The 21,062-nt window shown below is 46.9% G+C and carries 18 protein-coding genes; 11 read left to right on the top strand and 7 right to left on the bottom strand.

All coding sequences use genetic code 11. The features are described 5' to 3' along the window. A partial coding sequence (nrdD, locus tag ACTHUR_RS10460) for an anaerobic ribonucleoside-triphosphate reductase (RefSeq protein ID WP_440398548.1) occupies positions 1-396 on the top strand: 396 nt, incomplete at its 5' end. 192 nt (positions 397-588) lie between these two features. Beyond that, on the top strand, positions 589-978 hold the full coding sequence (locus ACTHUR_RS10455; protein ID WP_070504841.1) for a DUF5339 family protein: 390 nt from the start codon (positions 589-591) through the stop codon (positions 976-978). Positions 979-1,287: 309 nt separating this feature from the next. On the opposite strand, the gene ACTHUR_RS10450 is transcribed toward ACTHUR_RS10455, so the two are convergent. The 4 genes from ACTHUR_RS10450 to rfbD all read right to left on the bottom strand — a co-directional run bounded on the left by ACTHUR_RS10450 (position 1,288) and on the right by rfbD (position 6,423). Next, on the bottom strand, positions 1,288-2,109 hold the full coding sequence (locus ACTHUR_RS10450) for a hypothetical protein (protein WP_314765940.1): 822 nt from the start codon (positions 2,107-2,109) through the stop codon (positions 1,288-1,290). Positions 2,110-2,118: 9 nt separating this feature from the next. Beyond that, positions 2,119-2,550, bottom strand: coding sequence for a hypothetical protein (locus tag ACTHUR_RS10445; RefSeq protein ID WP_314376869.1), 432 nt, complete (start codon positions 2,548-2,550; stop codon positions 2,119-2,121). 12 nt (positions 2,551-2,562) lie between these two features. Continuing rightward, a complete protein-coding gene (uvrA, locus tag ACTHUR_RS10440) occupies positions 2,563-5,409 on the bottom strand; it encodes an excinuclease ABC subunit UvrA (RefSeq protein ID WP_440361171.1) in 2,847 nt (948 codons plus the stop codon). 150 nt (positions 5,410-5,559) lie between these two features. Beyond that, entirely contained in the window at positions 5,560-6,423 is an 864-nt protein-coding gene (gene rfbD / locus ACTHUR_RS10435; RefSeq protein ID WP_314765942.1) for a dTDP-4-dehydrorhamnose reductase, read from the bottom strand. A 441-nt stretch (positions 6,424-6,864) separates the two neighbouring features. Here rfbD and ACTHUR_RS10430 point away from each other — a divergent pair, with 441 nt between their 5' ends. The 4 genes from ACTHUR_RS10430 (at position 6,865) to dld (ending at position 13,561) form a co-directional block, all read left to right on the top strand. Further along, the gene (locus tag ACTHUR_RS10430) at positions 6,865-8,319 is read left to right on the top strand and encodes a calcium-binding protein (protein ID WP_371440882.1); all 1,455 of its coding nucleotides are present in this window, start codon (positions 6,865-6,867) and stop codon (positions 8,317-8,319) included. Between the two features lie 163 nt (positions 8,320-8,482). Beyond that, positions 8,483-9,346 (top strand): phosphoribosylaminoimidazolesuccinocarboxamide synthase, encoded by an 864-nt coding sequence (locus ACTHUR_RS10425; RefSeq protein ID WP_049322835.1) that lies wholly within the window; start codon positions 8,483-8,485, stop codon positions 9,344-9,346. A gap of 234 nt (positions 9,347-9,580) precedes the next feature. Next, complete coding sequence (pnp, locus tag ACTHUR_RS10420) at positions 9,581-11,704, top strand: polyribonucleotide nucleotidyltransferase (protein ID WP_107697060.1); 2,124 nt, start codon at positions 9,581-9,583, stop codon at positions 11,702-11,704. 165 nt (positions 11,705-11,869) lie between these two features. Further along, complete coding sequence (dld, locus tag ACTHUR_RS10415) at positions 11,870-13,561, top strand: D-lactate dehydrogenase (protein WP_036490674.1); 1,692 nt, start codon at positions 11,870-11,872, stop codon at positions 13,559-13,561. Positions 13,562-13,621: 60 nt separating this feature from the next. Here dld and ACTHUR_RS10410 read toward each other — a convergent pair whose 3' ends face one another. The 3 genes from ACTHUR_RS10410 to ACTHUR_RS10400 all read right to left on the bottom strand — a co-directional run bounded on the left by ACTHUR_RS10410 (position 13,622) and on the right by ACTHUR_RS10400 (position 17,065). After that, the gene (locus tag ACTHUR_RS10410; protein ID WP_049336619.1) at positions 13,622-14,986 is read right to left on the bottom strand and encodes a sodium-dependent transporter; all 1,365 of its coding nucleotides are present in this window, start codon (positions 14,984-14,986) and stop codon (positions 13,622-13,624) included. A gap of 776 nt (positions 14,987-15,762) precedes the next feature. Then, positions 15,763-16,446, bottom strand: a complete 684-nt coding sequence (locus ACTHUR_RS10405; protein WP_049336621.1) for a 16S rRNA pseudouridine(516) synthase — start codon at positions 16,444-16,446, stop codon at positions 15,763-15,765. 142 nt (positions 16,447-16,588) lie between these two features. Next, positions 16,589-17,065 (bottom strand): hypothetical protein, encoded by a 477-nt coding sequence (locus tag ACTHUR_RS10400; RefSeq protein ID WP_003746951.1) that lies wholly within the window; start codon positions 17,063-17,065, stop codon positions 16,589-16,591. A gap of 341 nt (positions 17,066-17,406) precedes the next feature. Here ACTHUR_RS10400 and dnaQ point away from each other — a divergent pair, with 341 nt between their 5' ends. The 5 genes from dnaQ to ACTHUR_RS10375 all read left to right on the top strand — a co-directional run bounded on the left by dnaQ (position 17,407) and on the right by ACTHUR_RS10375 (position 20,864). After that, positions 17,407-18,144, top strand: a complete 738-nt coding sequence (gene dnaQ / locus ACTHUR_RS10395; protein WP_049336622.1) for a DNA polymerase III subunit epsilon — start codon at positions 17,407-17,409, stop codon at positions 18,142-18,144. Next, the gene (ispD, locus tag ACTHUR_RS10390) at positions 18,141-18,827 is read left to right on the top strand and encodes a 2-C-methyl-D-erythritol 4-phosphate cytidylyltransferase (protein WP_049336624.1); all 687 of its coding nucleotides are present in this window, start codon (positions 18,141-18,143) and stop codon (positions 18,825-18,827) included. The genes dnaQ and ispD overlap by 4 nt, the downstream gene beginning before the upstream one ends. A 31-nt stretch (positions 18,828-18,858) precedes the next feature. Continuing rightward, positions 18,859-19,338, top strand: a complete 480-nt coding sequence (ispF, locus tag ACTHUR_RS10385) for a 2-C-methyl-D-erythritol 2,4-cyclodiphosphate synthase (protein ID WP_004519740.1) — start codon at positions 18,859-18,861, stop codon at positions 19,336-19,338. Positions 19,339-19,381: 43 nt separating this feature from the next. Next, positions 19,382-20,053 carry a ribose-5-phosphate isomerase RpiA gene (gene rpiA / locus ACTHUR_RS10380; protein ID WP_003679072.1) on the top strand — a complete coding sequence of 224 codons (672 nt, stop codon included), beginning with the start codon at positions 19,382-19,384 and terminating at the stop codon, positions 20,051-20,053. Between the two features lie 73 nt (positions 20,054-20,126). Next, a complete protein-coding gene (locus ACTHUR_RS10375; protein ID WP_004519739.1) occupies positions 20,127-20,864 on the top strand; it encodes a thermonuclease family protein in 738 nt (245 codons plus the stop codon). Positions 20,865-21,062 lie beyond the last annotated feature (198 nt).

The raw sequence follows: 21,062 nt of genomic DNA, 5'->3' as shown, positions 1-21,062 counted from the left end.
GAATGCTACAACTCCTATTTCTACGTCGTCGAAGACGAAGAAATCAACGCGCTCGACAAATTCCTGCTGCACGGCAAAGAACTGGTGGACTGGCTCGACGGCGGCTCCGCGCTGCACCTGAACCTTGACGAAGCCCTGCCCGAATCCGGCTACCGCTCGCTCTTGGACATCGCCGCGCAAACCGGCTGCAACTACTTCTGCGTGAACGTGCGCATCACCATCTGCAACGAATGCGGCCATATCGATAAACGCACCCTGCACGCCTGTTCAGCCTGCGGCTCGCACGACATCGACTACGGCACCCGCGTCATCGGGTATCTGAAGCGAGTATCCGCCTTCTCAAGCGGACGGCGCAAAGAGCATGCGCTCAGACATTATCACCGTAAAGCGGCGTAATCATTGAAAAAAGGATTACTTAAAAAAAGCAAAGGCCGTCTGAAATTTCAGACGGCCTTTAGCATGTTTTAGATAGATTGATTCTTTCAGCTGCATGATTTTAATTAAATTAAACAACAATGCTTGACACTGTAATATAATGAATTAACATATAACATCCTTTAACCCAAATTCAAAAAAAGCGAGAGACACATGAAAACATCAGCTTTATTGGCAGCTTTGTTGGCTGCTCTGTCCCTGTCAGCATGCGGCGGCGGTTCAGGCTCATCTTCTTCTGCCGTTTGTGACGAGTACGAAAAAGCATTTGCCGAAGCAACTAAAGACGTAGATGCCGCAACCAAAGACATGATGCAAAAATCTTTCGAACAAACCAAAGAGGCGTTGAAAAACCTGCCTGCAGACCAACGTGATGCAACTTGTAAAACTTCTTTGGACGCTTTGAAAGGCGTTCCTGCTGCAGAAACTCCTGAAGAAAAAGCCGAAGAAGCCAAAGATGCCGCTGAAGAGGCTAAAGAAGAAGCAAAAGACGCAGCGGAAGATGCCAAAGAAGCTGCTGAAGACGCTAAAGAAGAAGCTAAATAATACGGCTAAGCTTTACAGAAAAACGGATTCCAATGATTTGGAATCCGTTTTTTGTTTTGTGAGTTAGGAGAGTTATTTTAGATGAAATATTTTCAATTTTCAGACGGCCATTTTTCATGCCGTCTGAAAGCGTTAGTTTTAACTAAGTTTAATTTACAACAGAAAGCCATCAATCAAACAACCGCGTGCGTGCGTACCGCACACACCCTACGCGCTGGTTTTGAAGTTCCGTGTAATTCACAGGTAGGGTGTGTGGTGCAGCCACGCACGCGGTCGGTTGAGTATGCAGGCTACGGCTTGCTTATATAATTATTCATTTGAATTTGTAATTTCAAATCCTGAAAAAATATTTAGGAAGTTTTTAGGTCTAAAACGAATCTGACCTCCCCTTCCTTGTGGCCACATCTTTCGAATTTCAGGAGAAACACCAATTTTATTACGGCCAGATGATAATTTTGTTGCATCATATACGCAACTACCAAACGCTTTTACATGTTTCTTATTATCTAAACCAATTGCATGTATGATAGTATGACTTTTTGCTAATCCAACACCTATATGAATTTCTTTAGGTAACCCGTATCTGTTAGATATTGAATTATTTACTAATTCTCTGACATCAAAGATAATCCTTTGAGCTGTTCTATTAACTTTATAAATATCCTCATCTTCTCCTGTCAACTGAAAGAAACCTAAAACCCCATCTCCTAGATATTCTGTGACTTCCCCATTTTCAAAGTTTATAGTTTTTTCTATAGCTGGTAATAAGGCTGATGTTTCTAGAAAAATTCTGCGCAAAGGACTAAAAGGTTGTCCTTGTACATTAATTTGGGTTTTTGCATGTTTAGTTGAGTCTCGCATGTCAGCAACTAGTGCAATTAATTCTTCATTTCTACTTTTGTATTCAGGAATTTTAGGGACCCCCGGTAACCTAGTATCAAGGGGTTCTGCACTATCACAAACTATACTTTCAGACTTATTAAGGCTTTCAAAAGCAAGCTCACGCCTTTTAGATTCTTCATTTTCCAAATTTGATCCACTTTCTTTCCAAAATTGATCAGCAATATCTAATTGTTTATTAATTAAATCTTGTATCATTTCTCTCTGAAAATCATTCATATAGCTAGTCATTTTCATCCCTTAAATCGAAAATATAATGGCAAGGAGACATAATAAGCAAAATAATGAAATAGCCCATAAGGCTATTTTAATAGCAGATATTTTAATTTTTAATATATCGTATAAGTTATTTAATTCAATTTCTAATTGTTGAACATTATGATCTTTCGTTTCTTTCTCTGCAAGAGTAGGATGCTTTTTCTTAAATCTTGGATACAGAGCAAAAAATAATGAGCCAATAGATAAAAACCAAGATAATCCAATGATAAATATTAGTATTTTTCCGAAGCAAGAATGTTGTAATATTTTAGTGATTAGCTCAGCAGAGTTTGTTGCTTGGCTAATTGGCAGAAAGCAAATCACACATAGAATACCAATTTTAGCATCTTGAGCTTTAATGCTATCTTGAATATCAGAAATTTCATCTCTATAAAAATCATTATCAAAAGACATTGCTATTTTCCTTTATAAAACTGTCTTCAAATACTTTCCAGTATAACTTCCCTTAACCCTCGCCACTTCCTCAGGGCTACCTGAAGCGATAATTTTACCACCACCATCGCCGCCTTCCGGCCCCAAATCCACAATCCAATCCGCTGTTTTAATCACATCCAGATTATGCTCGATAATCACTATCGAGTTGCCTTTGCCTTTCAGACGACCTATGACTTCCAGCAATAGGGCGATGTCGGCGAAGTGCAGGCCGGTGGTGGGTTCGTCGAGGATGTAGAGCGTTCTGCCGGTGTCGCGTTTGGAGAGTTCCAAGGCGAGTTTGACGCGTTGGGCTTCGCCGCCGGAGAGGGTCGTGGCGGATTGGCCGAGGCGGATGTAACCGAGGCCTACGTCCATCAGAGTTTGCAGTTTGCGCGATACGGTGGGAACGGCGTCGAAAAATTCGCGGGCTTCTTCAACGGTCATGTCGAGGACTTGGCTGATGTTTTTGCCTTTGTATTGGATTTCGAGCGTTTCGCGGTTGTAGCGTTTGCCGTGGCAGACTTCGCAGGGGACGTACACGTCGGGCAGGAAGTGCATTTCGACTTTGATGACGCCGTCGCCTTGGCAGGCTTCGCAGCGGCCGCCTTTGACGTTGAAGGAGAATCTGCCGACGTTGTAGCCGCGTTCGCGCGAGAGAGGTACACCGGCGAAGAGTTCGCGGATGGGGGTGAACAGGCCGGTGTAGGTGGCGGGGTTGGAACGCGGGGTGCGGCCGATGGGGGATTGGTCGACGTTGATGACTTTGTCGAGGTGTTCGAGGCCATGGATGTCGTCGTATGGGGCGGGTTCTTCTTGGGCGCGGTTGAGTTCGCGGGCGGTGATTTTGGCGAGGGTGTCGTTAATCAGGGTGGATTTGCCGCTGCCGGATACGCCGGTGATGCAGGTAATCAAACCGAGCGGCAGTTCGAGGGTAACGTTTTTGAGGTTGTTGCCGCGCGCGCCCTTGAGGACGAGCATTCGGTCGGGATTGACGGGCGTGCGTTCAGACGGCACGGCAATGGATTTTTTACCGCTGAGGTATTGTCCGGTAATGGATTGCTCGCATTTGGCGACGTTTTCGGGGGTATCGGCAATCAGTACGTTGCCGCCGTGTTCGCCTGCGCCGGGACCCATATCGACGACAAAATCGGCTTCGCGGATGGCGTCTTCGTCGTGTTCGACCACAATAACGCTGTTGCCCAAATCGCGCAGGCGTTTGAGTGTGGCGAGCAGGCGGTCGTTGTCGCGCTGGTGCAGGCCGATGGAGGGTTCGTCCAAAACGTACATTACGCCGGTCAGTCCGCTGCCGATTTGACTGGCGAGGCGGATGCGCTGGGCTTCGCCACCGGAAAGGGTTTCGGCGGAGCGGGAGAGATTCAGGTAATCCAGTCCGACGTTGATCAGGAAGCCGAGCCGCTCGGTGATTTCTTTGAGGATTTTTTCGGCGATTTGTTTTTTGTTGCCGTCCAAATCCAGCGTTTCAAAGAATTGGTGGGTTTCGGTCAGCGGCCAGGCGGAAACTTCGTGCAACGGTTCGCCGCTGACGTAAACGTAGCGCGCTTCTTTGCGCAAACGTGCGCCGCCGCAGCTCGGGCAGGCGCGGTGGTTTTGGTATTCGCGCAGTTTTTCGCGCACGGTTTCGCTGTCGGTTTCGCGGTAGCGGCGTTCGAGATTGGGAATGATGCCTTCGAAGGCGTGGCTGCGGTTGAAGGTGGTGCCGCGTTCGGACAGGTAGGTGAAGTCGATGACTTCTTTACCCGAACCGTGCAAGACAACTTTTCTGACTTTTTCCGGTAGGGTTTCCCAAGCGGCGTTGACATCAAATTTATAATGATGCGCCAGCGATTGAATCATTTGGAAATAGAATTGGTTGCGTTTGTCCCAGCCGTCAATCGCGCCTGCGGCTAAGGATAATTCGGGATGGGCGACCACTTTTTCGGAGTCGAAAAAGTTGGTGTTGCCCAAGCCGTCGCAAGTCGGGCAGGAACCCATCGGGTTGTTGAAGGAAAACAGGCGCGGCTCTAATTCGGGTAGGCTGTATGAGCATACGGGACAGGCAAAACGCGCGGAGAACCAATGTTCTTCGCCGCTTTCCATCTCCATTGCCAGCGCGCGCTCGTTGCCGTGGCGTAATGCAGTTTCAAAACTTTCCGCCAGCCGCTGCTTGATGTCCGCCTTCACTTTCACGCGGTCGATGACCACGTCGATATTGTGTTTGATGTTTTTTTCCAGCTTCGGTACTTCGTCAAGCTGATAGACCTCGTCGTCCACGCGTACACGCGCAAAGCCCTGAGCCTGCAAGTCGGCAAAGAAATCGACAAACTCGCCCTTACGCTCGCGCACCGCCGGCGCAAGAATCATTACGCGTGTGTCTTCCGGCAGTTTCAACACGGCATCGACCATCTGCGACACGGTCTGGCTGGATAGCGGCAAGTTGTGTTCGGGGCAATACGGCGTGCCGACGCGGGCGTATAAAAGGCGCAGGTAGTCGTGGATTTCTGTTACCGTGCCGACGGTGGAACGCGGGTTGTGGCTGGTGGATTTTTGCTCGATGGAAATTGCGGGCGAGAGGCCTTCGATCAAATCGACATCGGGTTTGTCCATCATCTGCAAAAATTGACGAGCATAGGCGGAAAGGCTTTCAACATAACGGCGTTGGCCTTCGGCATATAAAGTATCAAACGCCAGCGACGATTTGCCGCTGCCTGACAATCCTGTTACCACCACGAGCTTGTGGCGCGGAATGTCCAAATCGACATTTTTCAAATTATGTGTACGCGCGCCGCGGATGCGGATGGTGTCATTATCGTGTGAATGTTTGGGATGATGGTTGCACATATTGTCAGGCCGTCTGAAAAATAAAATAAACGGCTATTGTAGCACTTTTCAAATGACAGACTGGATAGATAAAGCATTTGATATAAAAGAAACAAAGAGGCCGTCTGAAAATATGTTTTCAGACGGCCTTGATATAGATGAATCAGCTTATTAGTCGATTTTGCGGAGAATTTCGCGCAGGGCTTTTTGCCAGTCGGACGGTTTGATACCAAATTCGGTCTCTAGGCGTGAGCAATCCATGATGCTGTATGCCGGACGTGGTGCGGGCAGGGGGTATTGATCAGTGGTAATTGCGTTCAGTTCCGGAATGCGGAAGTTGTCGTCTAATTGGTGGGCCGTCTGAAAGATGGCTTTGGTAAATTCGTACCATGTTGCCGATTTATTGCCACAGTAATGGAAGATGCCGCGTGGAGAGGTGGGTTGTTGTAATAATTCGATAATGGCGCGTGCCAAGTCGCCTGCATAAGTCGGACAGCCGGTTTGGTCGTGAACGACAGAGAGGGAATCGCGTTCTTTGGCAAGGCGCAGCATGGTTTTGACGAAATTGCTGCCGTATTCGCTAAACAGCCATGAAGTACGGACAATAGTGCTTTCAGGATGCGCGGCTAAAGCCAAAAGCTCGCCTGCTACTTTGGATTGACCGTAAGTGCTGCGTGGATTGGTGTAGTCGGTTTCGCGGTAAGGGCGTTTGCCTTCGCCGTCGAATACATAATCAGTGGAAATATGGATAAAGCGGGCGTGTGCGGCGCGGGCGGCTGCGGCCAGGTTGTGAACAGCGGTTGCGTTGACGGCAAAAGCAGCTTCAGCGTTTTCTTCTGCTTTATCGACGGCAGTGTAAGCTGCGGCATTAACGATGGCATCTGGTTGGAAGTTTTTGATCATGTGATGCACGGCTTCGGTATCGGTAATGTCCAGCGAAGTCGAATCGGTAGCAATCAGTTCCCAATCTTCGGGCAGGCGGTCGCGCAGACAACGGGCAAGCTGGCCTTTGGCTCCGGTCAATAAAGTACGCATGGTTGAGTATCTCCTCTGATAGCTGTTAAATAGGTGTTCGTGTCATTATAGTGTAAATACGACAAATTCACATTATTGGCGTAGAACAAAATGCGGATGTAGCTGTATTTGGGTAAATTGTCGATATTATCTATCCATAATAATAACTACTTATCGGTATTATGTTTGTTTACTATAACTATAGTTAAAATTCAGCTTTTAACAAGATAGATAAAGGATCTATGCTGTTTGAGAGAGTGTGAATCAATGTTAATGTTTTTATTGTTGCTAGGAGAATGGAATTTAAAAATAGGCCAAACTCCGTCCTTTTATCGGCAAATTCTACCGTTTGATATTTTTGAGTAAATATTTTGCAAAATATTACTAAAATAATAATTGGGCAAGGGCGGATTTGCTCGTTCCGTCAACCCAATATTTTATTAACTTTTGGGAGTAATTATTATGGCATACTGTTACGGGGGGTATTATACTAGACCCCTGGTTAGTTCTTACTGCGCACCCGCGCCTAAGGCTTCCTACTCTTCTTACTACTGCGCTCCTGCAGCAAAATCTTCTGTTTCTATCGGCAGCATCGCTAGCATTGCCAGCGTCGGCGTGTCAGTAGTTAACGCGGTAACCGGTCTGGTTTCTGCTATTGCGGCTTTCTGCCCACCGGCAAAAACTCCTAACTACAAATGTGTTCCGGTTTGCCCACCTTACAACTGCGATCCAATCAAACCGATCCCATGTCCAAAACCACAACCTAAACCTCAGCCTAAGCCTCAACCAAAACCTGAGCCTAAGCCTGAGCCACAGCCAGAACCGCAACCAGAACCAAAACCACAACCAAAACCTGAGCCTAAGCCAGAACCAAAACCTGAGCCTAAACCAGAACCTAAGCCAGAGCCAAAACCTGAGCCTAAGCCAGAACCAAAACCTGAGCCTAAGCCAGAGCCAGACTGCAAAGACTGTGTTGACGACCATAACCAAAACAACTCATACGGTCACGAAGACAAAAACCCAGGTAATGTCATCCGAGCTGAAGACTGCAAAGACGGCAACGTTATCCGCGGTACTGATGCTAAAGATACCATTTACGGTACTGCTTGCGAAGACATCATCTACGGTGGCAACGGCACAGACGTAATCTACGCCGGTGCTGGTAACGACACCATTTACGGTGATGCCGACGGTGACTCTCTGTACGGTGAAGAAGGTAAAGACTACCTGCAAGGCGGTGCCGGTAACGACTACCTGAACGGTGGTTCCGGCGCGGACATCATGCGCGGTGGCGACGGTAACGACGTTTACTTCGTTGACAACGTTAACGACCAAGTTATCGAGTACGGCAATGCACACGCCGGTATCGATACTGTCCGTACCGTTATTGACTACACCTTGACCGATCACGTTGAAAACCTGATTTTGCAAGGTATGCAAAACCTGAACGGTACCGGTAACTCTTTGAACAACAACATCGAAGGCAACGGCGGCGACAACCATCTGTACGGTTTGGCTGGCGACGACTGCCTGGTGGGTAAAGACGGTAACGACTACCTCGACGGCGGCGTCGGCAACGACATCCTGATCGGCGGTACCGGTAACGATACTTACTTCTTCGACAAAGGTTACGGTCACGACACTATCCGTGAAGAAAGCGGTAATGACACCTTGTTGTTCGGTAAAGGCGTTGCAGCTTCTGACGTATTGCTGAGCAAATCAGGTGCTAACTTGACTGTTTCTGTTGGTACTAACGACAGCATCACCATCGATGACTGGTTTACCGGTAACGATCACAAAGTTGAAAACTTCAAGTTTGCTGACGGTAGCACTTACCAAGTAACCGGCCACGGCGACTACTACTCTCTGTCTGCTGTGAACCAAATCCAAGATCAGACTCAGGCTCCTGCCATCTGATAGGATGATGGTTTTTAGGGTTTGTCCCTAAAATCAAAGGCTAAGGCCGTCTGAAACCGAGCTATAAGGTTTCAGACGGCCTTTATTTTGTAAACAATCTGACGAAAGATGCTAAATTGGGCTAAAATACCAAATTCTTCTGTTTACCAAAGAGATACCTGAAATGTCTGAAATCAGCTTGAAAAAAATCTACTCCGGCAAAGTCCGCGATTTGTACGAAATTGACGATAAACGTATGTTGATGGTTGCTTCCGACCGTCTGTCTGCATTCGATGTGATTTTGGATGATCCGATTCCGGGTAAAGGGGAGATTCTGACGCAGATTTCCAATTTTTGGTTTAAAAAACTGGCTCATATCATGCCTAACCATTTTACCGGCCAAACGGTTTACGATGTTTTGCCTGAAAACGAAGCCAAAGCTTTGGAGAAACGCGCCGTCGTGGCTAAAAAACTCACTCCGGTGAAAGTGGAGGCCATTGTGCGCGGTTATCTGGCAGGTAGCGGTTGGAAAGATTATCAAAAAACCGGTTCTGTCTGCGGTATTCAACTGCCTGAAGGTATGCAGGAAGCGCAGCAGTTGCCCGAAGTAATTTTTACGCCGTCAACCAAAGCCGCAGTCGGCGATCATGATGAAAACATCAGCTTTGAAGAATGCGAACGCATTATCGGCAAAGAATTGGCGGCGGAAGTACGTGCCAAAGCGATTCAGCTTTATACGGAAGCGGCCGAATATGCCAAATCCCGCGGTATCATTATTTGCGACACTAAATTTGAATTTGGTTTGGATGAAGAAGGTACGTTGACTTTGATGGACGAAGTGTTGACGCCTGATTCCAGCCGTTTTTGGCCTGCCGATCAATACAAAGTCGGCACCAATCCGCCGTCTTTTGACAAACAGTTTGTCCGCGACTGGCTGGAGCAAAGCGGTTGGAACAAAAAAGCGCCTGCGCCTAAAGTGCCTGCCGATGTAATTCAGAAAACAGTCGAAAAATATCAGGAAGCATTGACTTTGCTGACTCAGGATTGATTTTTAAGTTTGAAGGCCGTCTGAAAAGGATATGTTTCAGACGGCCTTTTTATTGTATCAATACTGGATTTTAAGGATAGTTGCCTTTATAATTGAAAGTTGTTTTCAGCGTCCGAAAAGGCCGTCTGAAAGCTTGTTTATAACCTGCCGCACGGTCTGAAACCCTAACTATGCACATTCGGATTTTAGTGTGCATTATTAGTGTTTTAGCAGTGCGGTATTTTGAAAGGAACAATGATGTTCAATAAACACGTTAAGACCTTCCAATACGGTAATCAAACCGTTACTTTGGAAACCGGCGAAATCGCTCGCCAAGCCGCTGCTGCCGTTAAAGTATCTATGGGCGACACTGTTGTTTTGGTTGCCGTTACTACCAACAAAGAAGTGAAAGAAGGCCAAGACTTCTTCCCTCTGACTGTCGATTACCTCGAGCGTACTTACGCAGCAGGTAAAATCCCCGGCGGTTTCTTCAAACGCGAAGGCAAACAAAGCGAAAAAGAAATCCTGACCAGCCGTCTGATCGACCGTCCGATTCGTCCTCTGTTCCCTGAAGGTTTCTACCACGACATCCAAATCGTAGCGATGGTGGTGTCTGTTGACCCTGAAATCGATTCTGACATTCCTGCAATGCTGGGTGCATCTGCCGCGCTGGTGTTGAGCGGTGTACCGTTTGCCGGTCCGATTGGTGCGGCACGCGTGGGTTATGTAAACGGCGTGTACGTTCTGAACCCGACTAAAGCCGAATTGGCTAAATCACAATTGGACTTGGTTGTTGCCGGTACTTCTAAAGCCGTGTTGATGGTGGAATCCGAAGCCGACATCTTGTCTGAAGAAGTGATGCTGGGTGCGGTTGTTTACGGTCACGATCAAATGCAAGTGGCCATTAACGCCATCAATGAGTTTGCCGACGAAGTTAACCCGGAAGTTTGGGATTGGAAAGCACCTGAAACCAATGAAGAATTGGTTGCAAAAGTACGCGAAATTGCCGGCGAAACCATTAAAGAAGCGTTCAAAATCCGTCAAAAACAAGCGCGTTCTGCCAAATTGGACGAAGCTTGGAATGCCGTGAAAGAAGCGTTGATTACCGAAGAAACCGACACTTTGGCAGCCAACGAAATCAAAGGTATTTTCAAACATTTGGAAGCCGATGTTGTCCGCAGCCAAATTTTGGACGGACAACCGCGCATCGACGGTCGCGACACCCGCACTGTTCGTCCGCTGAACATTCAAACCGGCGTATTGCCGCGCACTCACGGTTCTGCACTGTTTACCCGTGGCGAAACCCAAGCTTTGGCGGTTGCAACTTTGGGTACTTCACGCGACGAGCAAATCATTGATGCGCTGTCCGGCGAATATACCGACCGCTTCATGCTGCACTACAACTTCCCTCCATACTCTACCGGTGAAGTGGGTCGCGTAGGCGCGCCAAAGCGTCGTGAAATCGGTCACGGCCGCTTGGCTAAACGTGCGTTGTTGGCCGTATTGCCAGAACCTGAAGATTTCAGCTACACCATGCGCGTGGTTTCTGAAATTACCGAATCCAACGGCTCTTCCTCTATGGCTTCCGTCTGCGGCGGCTGCTTGAGCCTGTTGTCTGCCGGTGTGCCTTTGAAAGCACACGTTGCCGGTATCGCTATGGGCCTGATTTTGGACAACAACAAATTTGCCGTCCTGACCGACATCTTGGGTGATGAAGACCATTTGGGCGATATGGACTTTAAAGTAGCCGGTACAACAGAAGGTGTGACCGCGCTGCAAATGGACATCAAAATCCAAGGTATTACCAAAGAAATCATGCAAATCGCTTTGGCTCAAGCCAAAGAAGCACGTTTGCACATCTTGGATCAGATGAAAGCCGCCGTTGCAGGCCCGCAAGAACTGTCTGCACACGCGCCACGTTTGTTCACCATGAAAATCAACCAAGACAAAATCCGTGATGTGATTGGTAAAGGCGGTGAAACTATTCGTTCGATTACTGCTGAAACCGGTACTGAAATCAACATCGCTGAAGACGGTACCATCACTATCGCTGCGACTACTCAAGAAGCAGGCGATGCAGCGAAAAAACGTATCGAAGAAATCACTGCCGAAGTGGAAGTGGGCAAAGTGTACGAAGGTACTGTGGTTAAAATCCTCGACAACAACGTTGGTGCGATTGTCAGCGTGATGCCGGGCAAAGACGGTTTGGTACACATCAGCCAAATCGCCCACGAGCGCGTACGCAATGTCAGCGACTATCTGCAAGTAGGTCAGGTTGTGAACGTGAAAGCATTGGAAGTAGACGATCGCGGCCGCGTACGCCTGTCTATCAAAGCTTTGCTGGAAGCACCTGCTCGCGAAGAGAAAGCAGCCGAATAATCTGATTATTCAGGCTTAAAACAAAAGGCCGTCTGAAATTTTCAGACGGCCTTTTGTTTATTTAAAAGATGAGTTTAAAAAACGGGTTTCGCCTTTACTTTGATTGAACGGATTACTACAATGCTTGCAATCTAATAAATATTTTAATCTCTCAAGGAGTATGCAATGAATGCTACACAATTAATCAGCCGGCTGACGCAAACCGTCGGTGAAAAATACATCATCACAGACCCGGCGAAAACCGAACAATACCGTCAAGGCTATCGTTTTGGCGAAGGCAAGGCGCTGGCAGTTGTCCGCCCGGGTACGGTGTTGGAAATGTGGCAAATCTTGCAGGCATGTGTTGAGGCTGATGTTATCGTGATTACGCAGGCTGCCAATACCGGCCTGACTGGCGGCTCGACTCCTGACGGCAATGATTACGACCGAGATATTGTGATTGTGAATACCATGCGTCTGAACATCATTCAGCCGATTAACAATAACGAACAGGTTGTCTGCCTGCCCGGTTCTACCTTGAATCAATTGGAGCTGCTGCTGAAACCTTTAGGCCGTGAGCCGCACTCTGTAATTGGTTCGTCCTGTATCGGCGCATCTGTATTGGGTGGCGTATGTAATAACTCCGGCGGTGCATTGGTACAGCGTGGTCCGGCTTATACGGAAATGGCCCTGTTTGCACAAATCAACGAAGAGGGTAAGCTGGAGCTGGTCAACCATTTGGGCATTGATTTGGGCGAAACCCCTGAAGAAATTCTGACCAATCTGCAAGGTTTCCATTATCAGAAAAAAGACATTGTTCAAAATGCAGGCAAAGGGCATGACCATGCTTATTGCGATCATGTCCGCCAAGTGAATGAACCGACTGCCGCCCGTTTTAATGCCGACCCTGCGCGTCACTACGAAGCATCAGGTTGCGCGGGCAAGCTGATGGTGTTTGCCGTACGCTTGGATACGTTCCCACAAGAAAAACAGACTGCCGTTTTCTATATCGGTACAAATGATATTAATGAGCTGACCGATATTCGTCGTGCTGCTTTGAGCGAGTTTAAAAACCTGCCTATTTCTGGTGAGTATATCCATCGTCATGCTTTTGATATTGCTGCCGTTTATGGTAAAGATACTTTTTATATCATTAAGACGTTCGGTACCCACCAACTTCCGAAACTGTTTGATCTGAAGGCCCGTGTGGATAGATTCAGCAAAAAGATAAGTTTCTTACCAAAACACTTCTCTGATAAATTCATGCAACTGATCAGTAAGATTTTGCCCGATCACTTGCCGAAATCTATGCGCAACTATCGGGATAAATATGAACATCACCTGATTTTAAAAATGGGTGGCGAGGGGGTAGAAGAAGCGCGTGCTTTCTTGAAGGAATATTTTGCAACCCATGGCGGCGCATTCTTTGAATGTAATGCCGAAGAAACGCAGGCGGCTATGCTGCATCGCTTTGCTGTGGCTTCTGCCGCGATCCGTTACCGTTCTGTACATGATGATGAAGTAGAGGATTTGGTTGCACTCGATATCGCCTTGCGTCGTGATGATCGTGATTGGTTTGAAACACTGCCGCCCGAAATCGACAATAAAATCATCCATAAATTGTATTACGGACATTTTATGTGTCATGTGTTCCATCAGGACTACATCATTAAAAAAGGCAACGACTGTATGGCTTTGGAACATGAAATGCTCCATCTGCTTGACCAACGCGGTGCGCAATATCCTGCCGAGCATAATGTCGGTCATCTGTATGAAGCCAAGCCCGAGCTGAAACAGTTCTATAAAAAACTCGACCCAACCAACAGCTTCAACCCCGGTATCGGTAAAACCAGTAAGAAGAAAAACTGGGCAGAATAAAGCGTAGTTAAAATAAAGGCCGTCTGAATATTTCAGACGGCCTTTTTATATGTTTGCTTATCAGAACAGATTACTGATGAAAATCAGCAGAATCACCAACGGCACGAGGTATTTCACATAGGCAAACCAGATATTGACCGTAGTATGGTTGCCTTTGTAGAGCAATTCGTCCTTCGCTTCATCTTTCATCACGAAACCGACGAACAAGGCAGAGCCGAGCGCGGTCAGCATAAACAGGATGTTGCCGCTGATATAGTCAAAAGCATCGAAAATGTTTTTACCAAACACGGAAATATCTTTCCATGGGCCGTAGCTCAAGATGGAAGGGATATTGCCGAAGATAAAAATACCTGTCAGTACGATGGTAATAGCCGCTGCGCGGCGGATTTTGGTTTTCTCCTGAATGGTCGTAATCAACACTTCATAAATGGTCAGAGAAGTGGTCAGCGCGGCAATCAGAAGCAGTGAGAAGAAAATCACTGCAAATACAGGGCCTGCCCACATATTGGAGAACACGATCGGCAGGCTTTGGAACACCAGCGTCGGGCCGGAGTTAGGGGCAACGCCAAAGCTGAAGAGGGATGGGAAAATCATAAAGCCAGCCAACACGGCAATCAAAGTATTGGTAATCGCGGTAATTACGGCCGTCTGAACCAGATTTTCGTTTTTATCCAGATAGCTGGATAACGTAATCATCACTCCGAAACCCAAGCTCAGTGCGAAGAATACTTGCCCCAAAACGAAGACGAAAAGTTCGGCGGTAATTTTGCTGAAATCAGGCTTCAGATAGAAAGTAATCCCTTCCATCGCACCCGGCAGGGTAACGTTGCGCACGACCATGGCAATCAGGAATAAAAACAGCAAAGGCATCAGGTATTTTGCCGCTTTTTCAATACCGCCAATGACGCCTTTGACCAAAATCCATTGGTTCACAACCACAAATAGGAAGGTATAAAACGCAATTTCCCAAGGGCTGTTTTCGATGTGTTCGGTAAAGAAGCTTTTCGTTATTTCGCCGCTGACAGGGCTGGAAATGTCCAAATTGCCACCGATGATGTTGACGATGTAGCTGATGACCCAGCCGCCGAGCACCATGTAATAGGCCATGATGCCGAATGCGCCGAGCAGGCCCATCCAACCGACCGCTTTCCAAACTTTGGCAACAGGTTTGCCGTTCATCGAGCCGCCAAACGCATCCAGCGCGTTCACGCCTTTACGGCGGCCGATGACGTTTTCCACCAAAATCATCGGAATACCGATGACCAACATGGCGATACAGAACAAAAACACATATGCGCCGCCGCCGTTTTCACCGACTAAATACGGGAAACGCCACGTTGCGCCGAAACCGACAGTCGCGCCGGCAACGGTAAGGATGTAAGTCAAACGGTTGGACCAAGTTTGACGGGGTTGATTGGAAGACATAAAAACTCAGATACATGAAAATAAAGACAACATTTTACCGCAAAGATTTAACGAATCTTGACTAAAGTCTGAAAAGAAAATTAGTTAAAAAAACCATGTAATGAAGAATTTTTAGTGGGTTTCTCTGGTTTGCTTGGTATTGAAACCTGCAAACAGAGAATTTGTCTGAAGCGATACGAATGATTGAAAGAGCCGTAACGATAAAGGCCGTCTGAAAAGTGGGATATGGGAAAGGGTTGTTGTGAGGGGATTGGATAGCACTAAGGTGTGCTTTCAAATATGTCGGCAACAAAGATGGTCTTTCTCTAAGGCTGTCTAATAATATCCTGTAACCCTAGCTTGGATAGCCGATAGATTTTCTTTCTATAAAACGATTTGTCTGAAATTGGAACGGCACAGATTGATGCGGAAGAGACGAGAAAGAGAAAAGGAGTAATGGCAAGTTAATGAGTGGAGATGGGTTTGGCAATGATGGCTTCTTTAGATGAGAAAGGCCGTCTAAAAGCATGCCCGCTTGATTGTCAAATTTTAGATAAAAAAAACCATCTATACTAAGGGGAAAGTATAGATGGCCAAACACATTACGGGGAAAACGTCTTACTCACTTACTCACTTCTCTCGAAGCAAGTGTTACTCAGACAGGCGAATTATACAATAGTTCAGTCCTTCTAGTGTTAAATTCTGTTAAATAAAAATAATAAGGTTTAGGTGTTTGATTTTAAAGAAATTAAAAATCCATTTTGTTTAAAAAAATATCTCAAAATTTTGGAATTTTTTTAGATTTGGATGAATTTCCATTCTCCGGCGGCCAAATCGTCGATATTCCAGTCGCCGAATTGTTCACGGTGGAGCTGCTCGACACGGTTGCCTGCGGCTGCGACCATGCGCTTGACCTGATGATATTTGCCCTCGGTAATGGTCATCATCAATGTGTTTGGGTCGGCCAACACTGCTTCGGCGGCAGCGACGGTTTCATTATCGTCATGCAGGAGGACTCCGTTTTTCAACGTAGCGCAAAGGGTATCGTCGGCAGGATGCTTCAAGGTAACGCGGTAGAGCTTCGGAACTTTGTGTTTGGGCGAAGTAACGCGGTGGTTAAATTGCCCGTCGTTGGTAATTAGAATAATGCCGGTTGTGTCTGCATCCAAGCGGCCGACTGCCTGCATATCGATATTGCGCATGTGGTCGGGAAAAAGGCTGAAGATGCTCGGATATTGCTGGGGTTTGTGCGAAGTTTCGTAATCCGCAGGCTTATGAAGCAAAATGTAGAAATAGGGCATGGGTACGGCGGCAATCTCTTCGCCGTCAACAGACAGGGTGCGCACTTGAGACGGATCGATATCGTCTTTTGCACGATTATGAATTTCGCCGTTGATGGCGATACAGTCATTGTCTATCAGCCACTGGCATTGCTTGCGGCTGCCGAGACCCTGCGATTGGATGTATTTGAGCAGTTGCATGGTTGAAAAGTAGGAAATGTTCAGACGGCCTTTATTGTACTGGAAAACCGGTTTTAAGGCCGTCTGAAAAGCAGAGGCAAAAAAATCGCCCCTTTAAAATGTTAAGGGGCGCAAAAGGAACACAAACCACTACCAAAAACTGTTACAGGGCAAATTCTCCTATTTGATGTGTTGCCGGATAAAGTGCTTTCATCAAGTCATGTGGTGAAAGCGAGAAATCTTCGCTGTTTGTCGTCAGACGGCCTTGCTGAGGCGTGAGTTCGAGCAATCGGGCGTTTGCCGACTGGATGAACTTGTTTTTCGTGCGCTGCATTTTTCGTTGCAGGGCGGAAACAACGCGGTTGTACAGACTGTCTTTTTGCTTGACTTCACGTGTGTCGGCCACCCAGCTCAAGCGTGTATTGCCGTCTTCATCTTCAATCAGCAGGATGCCGGTTTCTGATTGGGGCGATTTGCCCATGCAAGGAAGCCAAACATAATAGCGGCCATCTAAAGTAATGAATACTGCGTCGTGTACTTCGCACTCATCGCAACATTTGGTGGCGATTAAAGAGCGGATGGCTTGTTGGTGCAGTCTCAGAATGTCAAGGGAGACTTGCTTAAAAATACTTTCGGGCATTTTCTTCTCCTTTCATTCTGTGGTGCGGTTGTTTCGTTTCGATGGGTTGTATTATACGGAGATTTTTTAAATTTGCAAATGATAATTGTTCCTATTATTTAAATAATAAGTAAGGTATTCATTATTAAAGAAATTAAATTTAAAAAATTTTATAGAAATTGGGTTTTCTACTCAAAATTGGAGTAATAGCTGGCCAATAGATGAAAAAATAATAAAGGCCGTCTGAACAAATCCAGCGTTAAAAGGGTATTTGAAAAGCAGCTAAAGTTTTGCTGACTATACATTTCAGACGGCCTTCAGTATGATTCAGGACGTTTTGATAATTGTAGAAACCACCAACCATGAGCCAACGTCAGATTATCCTCGATACGGAAACCACGGGCCTTTATCCTGAAAGCGGCGACCGTCTGGTCGAATTTGCCGGCTTGGAAATGATTAATCGCCAAATGACCGACTCCAACCTTCATTTATATGTCCACCCCGAACGCGATATGCCGGAGGAAGCGGCGAAGGTGCATGGTTTGACGATTGAAGTATTGGAAGCGAAGAATGCGCCGCCGTTTGCCCAAGTGGGTAAACAGATTGCCGACTTTATACGTGGCGCAGAGCTGATCATCCATAATGCTAAGTTTGACGTCGGCTTCCTGAATATGGAATTCCGCCGCATGGGTTTGCCTTCTATTGAGGAGCTCGGCTGTAAAGTCACCGACACGCTGGCCATGGCGCGTGAAATGTTTCCGGGGCAAAAGGCAAGCTTGGATGCCTTGTGTAACCGCTTTTCCGTTGACCGCAGCAAACGTGTCTTGCACGGCGCGTTAATCGACTGCGAGCTTTTGGGTGAAGTCTATCTTGCCATGACGCGTCAGCAGTTCGACCTGATGGGCGGCGAGGCGGAAGAAGAGGGCGAAGTCAAACCAACCGTTATTGCTGAAACTAAACGTACGTCGCAGTTGAAAGTCATCAAAGCCAATGCGGAAGAGCTGGCCGCGCATGAAAAATATTTGGACGATTTGGGCGAAGTGTGTGTATGGCGCAAGGCAGAAACGCCGAATGAGGCCGATGCCGGAGCGTCAGCATGATGCGCCGCAATATCGCTTTGATTCCTGCTGCCGGTGTCGGGGCGCGATTTGGCGCGGGAAAACCTAAACAATATGTTGAAATCAATGGTAAAACCGTATTGCAATATGCCATAGAAATTTTTGAGCAACACCCCCGCATAGATTTAATTGCCGTTATTCTTTCGCCGGAAGATTCGGTTTTTCAGACGGCCCTATCTGAGAAGGTGCGTGTCTTCCGAGTGGGCGGTGCAAGTCGTGCCGAAACGGTACGCAATGGTGTGTCCGTTTTATTGGAGCAAGGTTTGGCCGAGGCGCAAGACAATATCTTGGTTCATGATGCTGCGCGCTGTTGCCTGCCTGCCGAAGCGTTAACTCGTTTGCTTGATGAGGCAGGCGAAAATGATGAAGGCGGCATTCTGGCCATACCGGTGGCCGATACGCTCAAGCGGGCAGACGGCAGTCATCATATTGATGAAACCGTTGCACGTGCAGGATTATGGCAGGCGCAAACGCCGCAGCTTTTTCAGACGGCCTTATTAAATCGAGCCTTATCGGTTGATGATTTGAGTGAAATTACGGATGAAGCATCAGCGGTTGAAAAACTGGGTATCCGACCGCGCTTGGTGCAGGGTGATACGCGCAATTTAAAATTGACGCTGCCGCAAGACGAATACATTGTCAGATTGTTGCTCAAGGCCGTCTGAACAATTAAAACCCATTATTTAAGGAAACAATATGAATATCCGTGTCGGACAGGGCTACGATGTCCATCAGTTGGTTGAAGGGCGAGATTTGATACTCGGCGGCGTCAACATTCCGTTTGAAAAAGGCTTGCTGGGCCATTCCGATGCCGATGCGCTTTTGCATGCGATTACCGATGCCCTGTTGGGCGCGGCCGGTTTGGGCGATATCGGCAGCCATTTTCCTGATACTGCCGCCGAATTCAAAGATGCAGACAGCCGTGTGCTGTTGCGCGAGGCTTATCAAAGCGTGCAGGTATTGGGTTGGAAGGTGGTTAATGTCGATACGACTGTGATTGCGCAAAAGCCAAAACTTGCGCCGCATATTCCAGCAATGCGCGCCAATATTGCCGTAGATTTGGGTTTGCCTGAAAACTGCGTGAACATCAAGGGTAAAACCAACGAAAAACTTGGCTATCTGGGGCGTATGGAAGCCATTGAAGCGCAAGCGGCAGTATTGCTGATTAAAGCCTAAGAGCTTAAAATTACTTTATTATTCAAACTGAAGGACTGACAACATGGCAACTCAAGACGAACTCAAACGTATTGCCGCCGAAAAAGCGGTGGAATTTGTTCCTGAAAACGAATACATCGGTATCGGTACCGGCTCTACCATCAACTTCTTTATCGAAGCTTTGGGTAAAAGCGGTAAGAAAATTAAGGGTGCCGTGTCTACTTCTAAAAAATCCAGCGAGCTTTTGGCGAAATATGAAATTCCAGAAGTTTCACTGAATGAAGTGATGGGTTTGGCGGTTTATGTTGACGGCGCAGACGAAGTCAACCACGCGCTGCAAATGATTAAAGGTGGCGGCGGTGCGCATTTGAACGAAAAAATCGTGGCCAGTGCATCCGATAAATTTGTCTGTATTGCCGATGAAAGCAAATATGTTTCCCGTTTGGGTAAATTCCCGTTGCCGGTAGAAGTGGTTGAAAATGCCCGTTCGCTGGTGTCGCGCAAACTGCTTGCCATGGGCGGACAGCCTGAGTTGCGTGTCGGCTATACTACTTTCTATGGCAACCAAATCGTCGATGTTCACGGCCTCAATATCGACCAAGCCCTGAAAATGGAAGACGAAATCAACAAAATCACCGGCGTACTCGAAAACGGTATTTTTGCCCGCGATGCCGCCGATGTGTTGGTTTTGGGTACGGCAGAAGGCGCAAAAGTCATCCTGCCTTGTCAGGATTAATGAAGATTAATCAATCTTAAAGGCCGTCTGAAAGTGTATTAGGTCTTTCAGACGGCCTTCAATTTGGCAAAATATGCAAATTAGTAAAATTATAAAATGGTTGCCCGTTGTTTTATCCGTTTTGGGCGCGCTTGGTTACAGCTCACGCGATACCGAGTTGATTCGTACAGGGGTAAGCGTTGCCGCAACATTGGCACAAAGCGACAATATCGGTTTGGAAAAGGTCAATGAATGGCTGGGTGAAAATGTCGTCAAAGCCACATCTGACACCAAAGCCGAAGCTGAACCCAAACCGGAACAAAAACAAAAGTCATTGCGACAATCCTACACATACAACGGAAAAATCATCAAAATCCATGATGGCGATACCGTGCATATTATCGATAGCGACGGCCGGAAACACAAAATCCGTATGGCCTATATTGATGCACCGGAAATCAATCAGGCTTATGGTACGCAATCACGAGATAATCTGATTGATGCCGCATTGAATAAAAAAGTCAAAGTCCGTGTGTTTGAAGCTGACCGCTACCAGCGCGAAGTTGCCCAAGTATCTGTCGGCACGATTGACTTGAATTTAATGCAGATACGGGATGGCGCCGCATGGCATTATGAAAGTTATGCCAAAAAACAACAAAGTAAAACCGCTTACACTGACTATTCGGCCGCACAAAAACAAGCCAAGGAAAAACGAAAAGGCTTATGGAAAAAAGACAATCCGCAAGCACCTTGGCAATTTCGCCGTCAAAATTATGAGCAGCAGAGCGGTGATAAAAAGCAGTCTGATAAACAATGGTTCGGGATTTGGTAGGTTTTAAGAAAGAGACTGTCTGAAAACTTTCAGACGGCCTTTAATCATTAAGGTTTAGTATAAGATAAGAATGAGTGGCAGGTTTATGATTGGAGGGTAATAGAAATAAAAGTGTGGTGTAATATTTTTAAGAAGGGCGGATATGAAAAAAGACACCGTTAGCTGGTGTCTTTAGTATCTGGCAGAGAGGAAGGGATT

This window comes from Neisseria sp. P0021.S007 (assembly GCF_051956855.1).
Note: the sequence above shows the minus strand (reverse complement) of the source record. Positions and strands in the feature narration are given on the sequence as shown.